The sequence below is a fragment of the Clostridium sp. DSM 17811 genome (assembly GCF_018861905.1).
Classification (GTDB): domain Bacteria; phylum Bacillota; class Clostridia; order Clostridiales; family Clostridiaceae; genus Clostridium_AD; species Clostridium_AD frigoriphilum.
The window spans coordinates 76,950-90,001 of the sequence record NZ_JAHLDU010000010.1; the positions used below are offsets into that span (position 1 = coordinate 76,950).

The following is a 13,052-nucleotide window of genomic DNA, read 5'->3' on the forward strand; positions in this document are numbered from 1 at the left end:
AACAATTAATAATTAGTATCTTAAAGGAAGCAGCAAGGAGGAAGTATTATGTTCGAATATATAAAAGGCATTTTTGTAGGTATTAATAAAGACTATATTATACTAGACAATAACGGAATGGGTTATAGAATATATACTTCTGGAAGCACTATGGCTAAGATGCCTAAAACAAATGAAACTGTATTATTATATATAAAACAAATTGTTAGAGAAGATTTTATTGGTTTGTATGGGTTTCTAACAAAAGATGAGATAGAGATGTTTAGCCTTGTAATTAGTATAAATGGAGTTGGGTCAAAAGCTGGTTTGTCATTACTTTCTATTTGCAGTGTAACAAATTTGAAGTATGCTATTGTATCGGGGGATGAAAAAACTCTAATTCGGGCACCGGGTATAGGAAAGAAAATTGCTCAAAGAATAATTTTGGAACTTAGAGAAAAGATACATCTTGAGCAGTCTACCACTCAAGACCTATCACAGAATTCAGGAATGAATTTAATAGAAGATAGAAAACTTATGGAGGTTTTGGGTGCTCTTATTTCACTAGGATATTCTGAAAAAGAAGCGGAAAAAGCAATGAGTGCTGTAAGTCATGAACAATCACTTGAAAACATAATTAAAGATTGTTTGAAATATTTAATGAACTAAGGTGGGAATATACTATGGATGATACTCAGGAAAGAATTATTACTTCGTCTATTACAGAAGAAGATGTGGATGCTGAGTATTCTCTAAGACCTCAAAAGCTTGGAGAATATATTGGTCAATCTAAAATAAAAGAAAAATTAAGTATATTTATTAAAGCGGCTCAAAATAGAGACGAACCTCTTGATCACGTGCTTTTATATGGACCACCAGGCCTTGGTAAGACAACTCTTGCGAATATTATTGCGAAAGAAATGAAAGGGAATTTAAAAGTAACTTCTGGACCAGCAATAGAAAGAGCAGGGGATTTAGCAGCTATTTTAACTAGCCTTAGTGATTATGATGTGCTTTTTATTGATGAAATACATAGACTTAACAGATCTGTAGAAGAAATTTTATATCCTGCTATGGAAGATTATGCACTTGATATTGTTATAGGAAAAGGAGCATCTGCAAAATCCATAAGATTAGATCTTCCAAAATTCACACTTATTGGTGCAACAACTAGGATTGGGCTATTAACTGCCCCACTTCGTGATAGATTTGGAGTGCTAAGTGCTATGGAATATTATTCTCAAAGTGAGTTAAAAGAAATAGTAGTACGTTCAGCAGCTATTTTGAAAGTGGATATTACGAGTGATGCTGCGGTGGAAATTGCAAGACGTTCAAGGGGGACTCCAAGAATTGCAAATCGTTTGCTTAAGAGGGTAAGGGATTATTGTGATGTTAAGGGAAATGGAATTATAGATCTGAATATAGCAAAATCTGCATCAGAGCTCCTTGAAATAGACGACGAAGGTTTTGATAGGATAGATAACAAAATGCTTGAAGCTATTATAGATAATTTTAATGGTGGGCCAGTTGGTATTGAAACATTATCCTATTTTGTAGGAGAAGAGATAGGCACACTCGAAGATGTTTATGAACCATATCTAATTCAAAAGGGATTTATAATAAGGACACCAAGGGGACGAATAGCTTCTAAAAAAGCGTATCAACATTTAAATAGACCACAAAAGACATAGAAAGCAAAGAAACTTAAATAATTCATAATATTAATTATGATGGACATAAAATTTAAATGATTTTTGCATAAAGAGAGGGTGTAATATTTTGAAAGTAAAGGATTTTTATTTTGACTTACCAAAGGAACTTATAGCGCAACATCCACTTGAAAAAAGGGATGAGTCAAGGCTTATGGTAATCAATAAAACTAAAAAGGAAATAGACCATAAACATTTTAAAAACATAATAGATTATTTGAATCCAGGTGATTGTTTAGTATTGAATGATACTAGAGTATTGCCAGCAAGGCTACTTGGAGTTAAAGAGGGAACCGGTGGTAAGATGGAATTCTTACTTCTTAAAAGAATAGACATTAACAGGTGGGAAACTTTAGTTAAGCCTGGTAAAAAGGCAAAGATAGGAGCAACCTTTATTTTTGGTAATGGAGAGCTTAAAGCAACCGTTATTAGTGATTCAGAGGGCGGAAGCAGAATCGTTGAATTTGAATATGACGGAATTTTTGAAGAAATTTTAGATAAACTTGGAGAGATGCCACTTCCTCCTTATATTACTGAAAAATTAGAAGATAAAGAAAGATATCAGACTGTATACTCTAGAGAGGAAGGATCCGCCGCAGCTCCAACTGCTGGACTTCATTTTACAAAGCAGCTACTTGCTCAAATCAAAGCTAAAGGTGTTAAAATCGCTTTTGTAACATTACATGTAGGTCTAGGTACTTTTAGACCTGTAAAAGCAGAAGAAGTTGAAGAACATGAAATGCATTCAGAACATTATATGTTAAATAGAGAAACAGCACAGTTAATAAATGAAACAAAGGAAAATGGTGGAAGAGTAATTGCGGTAGGTACAACTTCTAACAGAACACTCGAAAGTATAGCAGATGATAATGGAAGAGTATGTGCGAAATCTGGATGGACAGACATTTTTATATATCCAGGATACAAGTTTAAAATTGTTGATGCATTAATAACTAATTTTCATTTGCCAGAATCTACACTAATAATGTTGGTTAGCGCTTTTGCAGATAAAGATTTAATTATGGGAGCATATGAAGTAGCGGTTAAAGAAAAATATAGATTCTTCAGTTTTGGAGACGCAATGTTTTTATATTAAAAAATAATAGTAAAGAAAGAGCTAACTCGTAATTATTGTATAGAAAGTAGGTTAATTATGTATAAATTACTTAAAAAAAGTGGTAAAGTAAGACGTGGTGAATTTACAACACCTCATGGCACTATTCAAACACCTGTATTTATGAATGTAGGTACACTAGCCGTAATTAAAGGTGCCGTATCAACTATGGATTTAAAAGAGATTAACTGCCAAGTAGAATTGTCTAACACTTATCATTTACACTTAAGACCAACAGATACGGTTGTACGTAAAATGGGAGGACTTCATAAATTTATGAATTGGGATAGGCCTATCCTTACAGATTCAGGTGGATTCCAAGTGTTTTCTTTATCAAAAATGAGAAAAATTAAAGAAGAAGGAGTTTACTTTAATTCTCATATTGATGGAAAAAAAATATTCATGGGTCCAGAAGAGAGCATGCAAATACAAAGTAATTTAGCATCGACTATTGCTATGGCGTTTGATGAATGTATACCCAATCCTTCTACTAAAGAATATGTTGTAGATTCAGTAGCAAGAACTACAAGGTGGCTCAAGCGGTGTAAGATTGAAATGGATAGATTAAATTCTTTAAGTGACACTATAAATAACAAACAAATGTTATTTGGCATAAATCAAGGTGGAACATATGAGGATATTAGAATAGAGCATGCTAAAACAATTAGTAAAATGGACCTAGATGGCTATGCGATTGGTGGCCTTGCAGTTGGAGAATCTCACGAAGAAATGTATAGAATTATTGATGCAGTTGTTCCACATTTGCCACAGGATAAGCCGATATATCTTATGGGGGTTGGTTACCCGAGTAATATATTAGAGGCTGTATCAAGGGGAGTAGACTTTTTTGATTGCGTATTGCCAGCAAGAAACGGAAGACATGGGAATGTTTTTACGAAAGATGGTAGAATAAATATGTTTAATGCTAAATTTGAGCTAGATGCTGGTCCAATTGATGAGGGATGTAAGTGTCCTGCATGCAAACATTATACTAGAGCCTACATAAGACATTTATTTAAAGCAAAGGAAATGCTCGCAATGAGGCTTTGTGTACTTCATAATTTATATTTTTATAATAAACTTATGGAAGATATTAGAGATGCTATTGATAATGATTGCTTTGAAGAATTTAAGGCTGAGAAACTTGCTCAGTGGAATGAAGGAAAATAATTATTTGCTATAATATGATTAGCCTATAAGATATATCTTTATAGGAAAATTATTTTATTATAAGTTAGAGAAACAATTATTGAAAGGAGGAGAATATAGATGGGACAATTAGGAAGTGTGTTTACAATGGTATTAATGCTAGTAGTATTTTATCTAGTAATATTTATACCAGAAAACAAAAGAAAGAAAAAATATGCTGCGCTTTTAAACAATTTAAAAGTAAATGATGAAGTACTGACTAAAGGCGGTGTGATGGGAAAAATCATCAACATCCAAGATGAGTATATTATACTAGAAAGCGGTCCAGACAGAACTAGAATTAAATTAGCAAAAAGCGGAATTGGAACTGTTATAAATTTAAATACTGATGCAGTAGTAGAGAAAAAATAATGAATTATGTAATAAAACCCCTTTTCAAATCATAATTAATATTATAGATTTCAATAAAAAAATTGTTTGTTTATTGGAATTTATAGAAAAGGGGGGATTTACATGGAAAATAAAAAAAAGTATTCTTACGCTGGAGAAGGAGTATTTAGGGCTTCAATTTTAACCTTAATTATATTAGTTATTTATTCTATAGTAACAACTGTTTTGCCAGCTAGCATGAAGGTTACATCCGTTTTTTATATTGTAATAACACTAGTGAGTGTACTTTACGGATCTATATTCGCTGCGAAAAAAGCAGGGGAAAAAGGTTGGCTAATGGGTATTATGGTTGCTGCGACTTACATGTTGGTTTTGTACTTAGTTAAAGTCTTTGGTGGTGGAAGTGCTGCTATTGGAATGCGCGAAATAGTAAGAACTTCACTCGCTTTAGGTATAGGTACCTTATCAGGAATGCTTGGAATAAATTTATAAAATTACTTTATTTAGCTAGAATATTATGATATGATGTACAGGTCAACTTTATGATATGGAGGAATAAAAAATGAAACATATAAAAACTATAAATGCAGCAACAATCAAAGAAAGTTTAAAAAAACCAGGATGCAAGGAATGTGCTAATTCATGTCAGTCAGCATGTAAAACTTCTTGTACAGTAGCTAACTTAGCTTGTGAAAACTAATAATGTTAACGGGGGCAGTAACTTAGGGTTACTGCTTTAAATTTAGTTAGGAGGAAGAAAATTGTCACTTATTCATAAATTTATCCAAGATAATGAACACTATGTAATTGATGTAAATTCTGGAGCACTACATATGGTAGATGAAATAGTTTATGATCTTTTAGATGAAAATGAACTTAGGAAAAAAGAAGATTTAATAGAAGATTTTAAAAATAAATATTCAATAGAAGATATTAGTGAAGTATATGATGAAATTAAAAGCTTAATTCAGGAAGAAACTTTGTACACAGGAGATTTATACAAATCAATTGCATTAAGTGGTGAAAAAGAAGAGCCATATATAAAGGCACTGTGTCTAAATATAATTCATGATTGTAACTTAAGATGTAAGTACTGTTTTGCTGACGAGGGTGAGTACCATGGCGCTAGAAAAGCAATGTCAGTAGAAGTTGGCAAGAAATCAATAGATTTTGTTTTAGAGAAATCTGGACCTAGAAAAAATATCGAGATAGATTTGTTCGGTGGAGAGCCACTTATGGCTTTTGAAATGATAAAAGAAATAGTTAAATATGCTAGGGTTCAGGAGAAAATTTATAATAAATCCATAAGATTTACTATGACTACTAATGCAACATTGCTTACTGATGAGGTTATGAAATATATGGATGAAAACATGGGCAATATAGTACTTAGCATAGATGGAAGAAAAGCTGTTAATGATAAGGTTAGAGTAAAGGTAGATGGAAGTGGTTCATATGATAATATTCTTCCTAAAATTAAAAAAATGGTTGATATGAGAGATAAATCAAAACAGTATTATGTTAGGGGAACCTTCACTAGAGAAAACACTGATTTTTTTGAAGATATAAAACATATGGCAGATTTAGGCTTTAAAGAAATATCTATAGAGCCAGTAGTACTTCCACCTGAACATAATCTTTCACTTAGAGAGGAAGATTTACCAGTGATATTTGAGCAATATGATAAGTTATATACAGATATGCTCAAAAGATATAAGGATGGGACAAGCTTTAAATTTTATCATTTTAATATTGATTTAAAGGGTGGTCCTTGTGTATATAAGAGAATAGCAGGATGTGGAGCTGGGCATGAATATGTAGCGATTACACCGGATGGTGATATATACCCTTGTCATCAATTTGTTGGTAATAAAGATTTCCTTATAGGAGATATATATACTGGGATTACTAATAAAAAGATGGTTAAAGAATTTAAAGAAGCCCATATTTATAATAAACCTGCTTGTACAGAGTGCTGGGCCAAATTTTATTGCAGTGGTGGATGCCAGGCAAATAACTTTAATTTCAATGGAGATATGCATATACCATATGAAATTGGATGTAAGATGCAAAAAAAGAGGATAGAATGTGCTATAGCTTTAAAAGCACAAACTATGACTAAGTAAATTATATTTAGGCAAGATTGACTAAATTTGTTAATCATAATATAATTGTAGTTATGAGTAAACAGTGAGGGGGATAAACATGAAAAAGAAGAAAAGCACAATACTGTTTCTAGTCAGTGTTTTTGTTGTCGGATTATTAGCATTTACAGGATTTCACGGATTTACAATAGGAGACTATAGGGTTAAACCATTTACTCAAACAATAAACAAAGGTCTAGACATACAAGGTGGAATTTCAGTGCTCGAAGAAGTTCAAGGTGGGGCTGTTGATGCGAAAACCTTAGACAGGGCTATTGAGCTTATTTCTATGAGAGTTAATAAAATGGGAATTAGTGAAACATTAGTTGCAAAGGAAGGTCTTAATAGAATTAGAATCGAAATACCAGGTAAATTTGATTCTAAAGAAATTCTTGATACTGTAGCTAAATCAGGAGAACTTAAATTTGTTGGTCCTGATAAAGTAACAATTCTTACTGGTAAAGATGTAAAGGACGCCACTGCAGCATACGGTCAAGATAATAAACCTGTTATAAATCTTGTACTTAATGATTCAGGAAAGGCAAAGTTTGCAGTAGCAACTCAGAAATTTATAGGACAAAAGATATCTATTTATATGGATAAAGATAAATTAACTGATCCTACAGTGCAAGTAGCTATTACAGACGGTAAGGCTGAAATTTCAGGAAGTGCAACATTAGCAGAAGCTACATCACAATCACAAATTATTAAATCAGGAGCATTGCCTGTAACTTTAAAAGCTGTTTCAGTTAAGACAGTTGGAGCCACTTTAGGAGAAGCAGCAATGGCACAAAGTATGAAGGCAGGAGCCATTGCAATATTATTTGTATTCCTATTTATGCTTTTATATTATAGAGCACCAGGGGTTATCGCGTGTATATCTCTAGTGTTATATATTGTTTTGGTTCTCGGAGCATTCTCAGCTATGAATGCAACTTTAACACTTTCAGGTATTGCTGGATTCCTACTTACAATTGGTATGGCAGTAGATGCTAATGTGTTAATATTTGAGAGAATAAGAGAAGAACTCAAAACTGGAAAATCAATAAAATCTTCAGTACATTCTGGTTTTCATAGAGCGCTTCCATCAATATTAGATTCAAACATCACAACTATTGTTGCTGGTTTAGTTCTTTATATGATGGGAACGGGTTCGGTTAAAGGTTTTGCACTAACACTAGTAGTTGGTGTAATTATAAGTATATTTACAGCACTTACATGTACTAAATTTTTATTGAAATTAGCAGTTGAAATGGGACTAATAAGTAAAACATCTCATTTTGGCGTAAAGAGGGGGTAAATATATGCTAAAGGTAGTTGAAAAAACTAAAGTATGGTTTGCTATATCTCTAATTATAATTGTAATAGGAATGGGGGTCGTAGCAACTAAAGGTCTAAACTTAGGTATAGATTTTAAAGGTGGTACAGCAATTACTATAAATATGAATCAAAAATTTGATAAGTCAAATGTAGATAAAATAATTGATAAACACGCAAAGGGTGAGTATTTATCAAAAACAATAAATGATGCTAAAGAAATCGAAATAACTGTAAAAAGCGATGCTCTTTCAGCTGATGAAACAGCAACCATGTTAAAAGAAATTAAGACACAATTTAAATCTAGTACTTTAGTTTCAGAAGATACAATTGGTGCATCTATTGGTTCTGAATTAAAGACAAAAGCAGTGAGTGCTTTAATTGTTGCTATGCTTTTCATGTTAGTTTATGTTGGTTTTAGATTTGAATTTAAATTTGCAGTTTCTGCAATACTTGCATTAGTACATGATATATTAATTACTATTACAGTGTATGCGGTATTTCAAACACCAGTAAATGCAACATTTATAGCTGCTATTCTTACTGTAGTTGGTTATTCTATTAATGATACTATTGTTATATTTGATAGAATAAGAGAAAATCAGAGAATTATGAGAAAAGCAACTATAGCAGAAATTACTAATACTAGTGTTACACAAACAATGGCTAGATCAATAAATACAGTTCTTACAGTTTTAATTTGTATATTTTCGGTATGGGTATTCGTACCATCTATAAGAGACCTTAGTGGTCCATTACTAATTGGTATAGGAGTTGGATGTTATTCTTCAATCTTTATAGCAAGTCCTATGTGGGCATTTCTTAAGAAAAGAACTAAGAAAGTAACTGCATAATCGCAATTAATGGTTCGATTCAAACAATTTAAAACAAAGGACAGAGGAGTAAGATGTATTAATTACTTCTTTGTTTTTTTTATTTTACATAATAGAAAACTACAATTATATATTTTCTATTAATATCGAGGAGTTTTTATGGTGGATTTTTTTAAAGACATACAAAAGAATAATAATGATTTTATAGAATATAACATGTATAATCCACTTTTATTAAAGGGAATGGAAGATGCATTAAAAAGGATTATAAAAGCGATAAATTATAGAGAAAAAATTGTCTTATATGGATTTTATGATGTGGATAGTATTACTGCAATATCTTTGTTGATGTTAGTTTTAAAGTTTGTAAATGCTGATGTTGAGTATTTTATACCAAGTGAACTTAGTGAAAATCGTGATTTAGTTGAAAAAGATATTACTAATCATATAAAATATTTAGGACCTGAACTTATAATAACGTTAGGCTGTGGTACTAATTCTTTTAGTGAAGTAGAACTATGTAAAAGTATTGGAATAGATGTTATAATAACTGATTTTCATAAACCAATTAAATACGTTCCACATACTATAGTTGTCAATCCAAATCAAAAGGGATGCAATTACCCATTTAAGGAATTATGTACCTGCGGGATGACGTTTAAACTAGCTCAAGCGATTTCAACTTACTACAAGATGAAATCTGTAAACAAATATATGGATTTGGTAATGATAGGTACTATATATAGCAGGAAAAAGATTGAAAGTGAAAATAAAATAATAGTTGAAGAAGGTATAAAACAATTAAATTGTACAACTAATTATGGAATTTGCGCATTGATAAAAATACATAACATCAATATTATTAATGAACAAACGGTTTTAAAATTAGCATCCACAGTTAAACCAACAATTAATCCTGTTGGAAAAATGGATAATGCTAAAATTGTTGTCGAGTTATTTATAACAACAGAGAAAAATAGGGCACTGCAGATATCAAAATATTTAGATAAGGAACTTAAAAATAGTATATAATGTTTAGTATATGGCAAGAGTAAAAATAATGAATTCTTCATGTGTTTGTGTAAATCATCTAATTTAGGGGGATAACAATGGAACTTAAAAATAGTATTAGAGTAATAGAAAATTTTCCAAAGGAAGGTATTAGTTTTAAAGATATAACTACCATATTACAAGATGGAAAGGTTCTTAAGCAGACAATAGATGATATTGTTGAGTATTTAAGAGATAAGCAAATAGATGTTATAGTGGGACCAGAGGCAAGAGGCTTTTTATTTGGGGTACCTGTAGCCTATGCTCTTGGAGCAGGATTTGTACCAGTTAGAAAACCTGGTAAGTTACCTTATGAAACACTACAAATTGAGTATGAACTCGAATATGGAACTGATAAACTTGAAATACATAAGGATGCAATAAAGCCTGGACAAAGAGTAGCTATTGTAGATGATTTACTTGCTACTGGTGGGACAGTTGCAGCGGTAACAAAACTTATAGAACAAATGGGTGGAGATGTTATTTCTTTAAACTTTGTAATAGAACTTACAGATCTTCACGGCAAAGAGAAACTTAAGGATTATGATATAATGTCTCTTGTAAAATATAATAGTTAGTCTAGTTTAGTTAGTCAATAAATTAAAATTGCATAATTCTACAAATTACTATATAATATTAGTAAAAAGTATTGGCTGGTTATTTAACCAGCCTTTGATTTTAGGAGTGTATAAGCATGTTAGAAAAATTATTATCTAAGATTGAAAATAATTGTAATAATGTAGACAAAGACCTTATTATTAAAGCATTTAATTTTTCTTATGCTGCACATAAAGAGCAAAAGAGAGAATCTGGTGAACCATATATAGTTCATCCAGTAGAAGTAGCATGTATTTTAGCAGAAATGGGACTTGATACTAGTACAATTGTTGCGGGCTTACTTCATGATGTAATTGAGGATACAGTATATACTTTTGAAGATGTAAGCAGAGAATTTAATATAGAGGTAGCAAATTTGGTGGAAGGCGTTACTAAGCTTGGACTTATAAAATATAAGACTAAGGAAGAGGAACAAGCTGATAATGTTCGTAAAATGTTACTTGCTATGGCAAAAGATATTAGAGTTATTCTTATTAAGCTTGCAGATAGACTTCACAATATGCGAACGCTTAAATATATGCCAATTGTAAAACAAAAACAAAAAGCAAAAGAAACTTTGGATATCTATGCTCCGCTCGCACATAGGCTTGGAATGTCTAAAATAAAATGGGAACTTGAGGATTTATCACTAAGATATTTAAACCCAAATGAATATTATAATCTAGTAAGAAAAATTGCGGAAAAAAGAGTTGAGCGTGAAGATAATATTAACAATATAATGAAGGAATTAAAATATAACTTAAATATTGTTGGAATAGAAGCTGAACTTGATGGTAGACCAAAGCATTTTTACAGTATATATAGAAAGATGGCTACCCAAAACAAGACTATAGATCAAGTTTTTGATTTGACTGCCGTTAGAATTTTAGTAAATGATATTGGTAATTGCTATGCGGCTTTGGGTATAGTACATACAGTTTATAAACCAATTCCAGGAAGATTTAAAGATTATATTGCTATGCCAAAACCTAATATGTACCAGTCACTTCATTCAACAGTAATAGGGCCACATGGAAAACCTTTTGAAATACAGATTAGAACCTATGAGATGCATAAAACTGCAGAGTATGGTATTGCAGCTCATTGGAAATATAAAGAGGGTACAGATCAAAGTGATGATAAAAATCTTGATTCTAAACTTTCATGGCTAAAGGATATTCTTGAATGGCAAGGGGAAACTTTTGATGCAGAAGAATTTATGGAAGGTTTTAAAATTGATTTATTCTCAGATGAAGTTTTCGTATTTACACCTAAAGGTGAGGTTATTAACTTACCTTTAGATGCAACTCCAATTGACTTTGCATATAGAATACATACAGATATTGGAAACAAGTGTATGGGTGCAAAAGTAAATGGAAGAATGGTGCCACTTGAATATCACTTAAAAACTGGAGAAATAGTTGAAGTTATAACTTCACCTACGGCTAAGGGTCCTAATATTGATTGGCTAAATATTACAAAAAGTAATCAAGCTAAGAGTAAAATTAAGGCCTGGTTTAAAAAGTCCAAAAGAGAAGAAAGTATTGAAAAAGGTAAAGAACTATTAGAACGAGAATCCAAAAGACAAGAATATAATTTTGGAGTGATTGCTAAGGGCGAAGCAATAGAAAAAATATACAAAAAATATAATTTTAGAAGTTTAGATGATTTATTTGCATATGTTGGAGTGGGAGATATTATGCCTTCAACTGTAGTTAATAGATTGAGAGAAGTTTATGAGAATAAAAACAAACAAGAAAACATGACGGTTGAGGATATTGAGGAAAAGATAACTAAGACCATAAGCAAAGATGATAAAAAGAAATTGGATTATTCAGGATTAATAGTTAAAGGTGAAGGAAATCTACTTGTACGTTTCGCTAAATGCTGTAACCCAGTTCCAGGAGACGAAATAATAGGTTATATAACAATGGGTCGTGGAGTTTCTGTTCATAGACGTGATTGTAAAAACGCTAAATCCCTAATGAATAATGATGCAAATAAGGTGGTTGAAGTAAGCTGGGGAGTTTCAGAGGGAAAAGGGTATATTACCGAAATTCAAATTAAAGCTGATGACAAATATGGTCTATTATCTAGTATAATGGAGATAATAACATTAACTAAAACTCAACTTTATTCAATAAATGCAAAAACTTTAAAAAACAATGTTGCCTTAATAAATATAAAGTTAAAAGTTGCAGGGATAGATAATTTGAAAGAATTACAAAAGAAAATAGCTAAATTATCTGGTGTATTAGAAGTTTATAGGATTAAAAATTAAGAATTGTTTTATTTTATTTAGGAGATGTATTTATGAGAGCAGTAGTTCAAAGAGTTAAATCATCAAGGGTTGAAGTGAGTGGCAAAGTAGTTAGTGAAATAGGGTTTGGTTTAAATGTTTTAGTTGGAATATGTGATGGAGATACATTGGATGATATAAAGTACTTAAAGGATAAAATTTTAAATCTTAGAATTTTTGATGAAGATGATAAAATGAACAAATCTTTAATAGATGTTGGCGGAGAACTTCTTATAGTCTCACAATTCACATTATATGGAGATTGTAGGAAAGGCAGAAGACCAAGTTTTATGAGAGCCCTTGGTGGTCAGCAATCTGAAAAATTGTATTTAGAGTTTGTAAAACAGTGTGCGGAAGTAATAGGCGAAGTTAAAACTGGAGAATTTGGGGCGGATATGCAAGTTTATATCCAAAATGATGGCCCAGTAACTCTGCTTTTAGAGAGTAAGAAAGATTTCTAGGAGGATTAGA

At 31.5% G+C, this 13,052-nt stretch carries 14 protein-coding genes; all 14 read left to right on the plus strand.

Features of this window, described 5'->3' with window-relative positions; all coding sequences use genetic code 11:
* Window positions 1-48 precede the first annotated feature (48 nt).
* The 14 genes from ruvA (at window position 49) to dtd (ending at window position 13,042) form a co-directional block, all read left to right on the plus strand.
* A complete protein-coding gene (gene ruvA, locus KPL44_RS13760) occupies window positions 49-648 on the plus strand; it encodes a Holliday junction branch migration protein RuvA (protein ID WP_216251331.1) in 600 nt (199 codons plus the stop codon).
* Between the two features lie 14 nt (window positions 649-662).
* On the plus strand, window positions 663-1,670 hold the full coding sequence (gene ruvB / locus KPL44_RS13765) for a Holliday junction branch migration DNA helicase RuvB (protein WP_216251334.1): 1,008 nt from the start codon (window positions 663-665) through the stop codon (window positions 1,668-1,670).
* A gap of 88 nt (window positions 1,671-1,758) precedes the next feature.
* Entirely contained in the window at window positions 1,759-2,784 is a 1,026-nt protein-coding gene (gene queA, locus KPL44_RS13770) for a tRNA preQ1(34) S-adenosylmethionine ribosyltransferase-isomerase QueA (protein WP_216251337.1), read from the plus strand.
* Window positions 2,785-2,841: 57 nt separating this feature from the next.
* Complete coding sequence (gene tgt / locus KPL44_RS13775; RefSeq protein WP_216251340.1) at window positions 2,842-3,972, plus strand: tRNA guanosine(34) transglycosylase Tgt; 1,131 nt, start codon at window positions 2,842-2,844, stop codon at window positions 3,970-3,972.
* 99 nt (window positions 3,973-4,071) lie between these two features.
* Entirely contained in the window at window positions 4,072-4,362 is a 291-nt protein-coding gene (gene yajC / locus KPL44_RS13780; RefSeq protein ID WP_216251342.1) for a preprotein translocase subunit YajC, read from the plus strand.
* 102 nt (window positions 4,363-4,464) lie between these two features.
* Window positions 4,465-4,833 carry a TIGR04086 family membrane protein gene (locus tag KPL44_RS13785; RefSeq protein ID WP_216121577.1) on the plus strand — a complete coding sequence of 123 codons (369 nt, stop codon included), beginning with the start codon at window positions 4,465-4,467 and terminating at the stop codon, window positions 4,831-4,833.
* 70 nt (window positions 4,834-4,903) lie between these two features.
* Window positions 4,904-5,041 carry a six-cysteine ranthipeptide SCIFF gene (scfA, locus tag KPL44_RS13790; protein WP_071612985.1) on the plus strand — a complete coding sequence of 46 codons (138 nt, stop codon included), beginning with the start codon at window positions 4,904-4,906 and terminating at the stop codon, window positions 5,039-5,041.
* A gap of 61 nt (window positions 5,042-5,102) precedes the next feature.
* Window positions 5,103-6,467, plus strand: coding sequence for a thioether cross-link-forming SCIFF peptide maturase (scfB, locus tag KPL44_RS13795; protein WP_216251345.1), 1,365 nt, complete (start codon window positions 5,103-5,105; stop codon window positions 6,465-6,467).
* 79 nt (window positions 6,468-6,546) lie between these two features.
* Window positions 6,547-7,785, plus strand: a complete 1,239-nt coding sequence (gene secD / locus KPL44_RS13800; RefSeq protein WP_216251348.1) for a protein translocase subunit SecD — start codon at window positions 6,547-6,549, stop codon at window positions 7,783-7,785.
* A gap of 4 nt (window positions 7,786-7,789) precedes the next feature.
* Entirely contained in the window at window positions 7,790-8,656 is an 867-nt protein-coding gene (secF, locus tag KPL44_RS13805) for a protein translocase subunit SecF (protein ID WP_216251351.1), read from the plus strand.
* 138 nt (window positions 8,657-8,794) lie between these two features.
* Window positions 8,795-9,667, plus strand: a complete 873-nt coding sequence (locus KPL44_RS13810; RefSeq protein WP_216251354.1) for a DHH family phosphoesterase — start codon at window positions 8,795-8,797, stop codon at window positions 9,665-9,667.
* Window positions 9,668-9,744: 77 nt separating this feature from the next.
* Entirely contained in the window at window positions 9,745-10,263 is a 519-nt protein-coding gene (locus KPL44_RS13815; protein ID WP_216251356.1) for an adenine phosphoribosyltransferase, read from the plus strand.
* Window positions 10,264-10,379: 116 nt separating this feature from the next.
* Window positions 10,380-12,563 (plus strand): RelA/SpoT family protein, encoded by a 2,184-nt coding sequence (locus KPL44_RS13820; RefSeq protein ID WP_216251358.1) that lies wholly within the window; start codon window positions 10,380-10,382, stop codon window positions 12,561-12,563.
* Window positions 12,564-12,595: 32 nt separating this feature from the next.
* Window positions 12,596-13,042 carry a D-aminoacyl-tRNA deacylase gene (gene dtd / locus KPL44_RS13825; RefSeq protein WP_216251360.1) on the plus strand — a complete coding sequence of 149 codons (447 nt, stop codon included), beginning with the start codon at window positions 12,596-12,598 and terminating at the stop codon, window positions 13,040-13,042.
* Window positions 13,043-13,052: the final 10 nt, after the last annotated feature.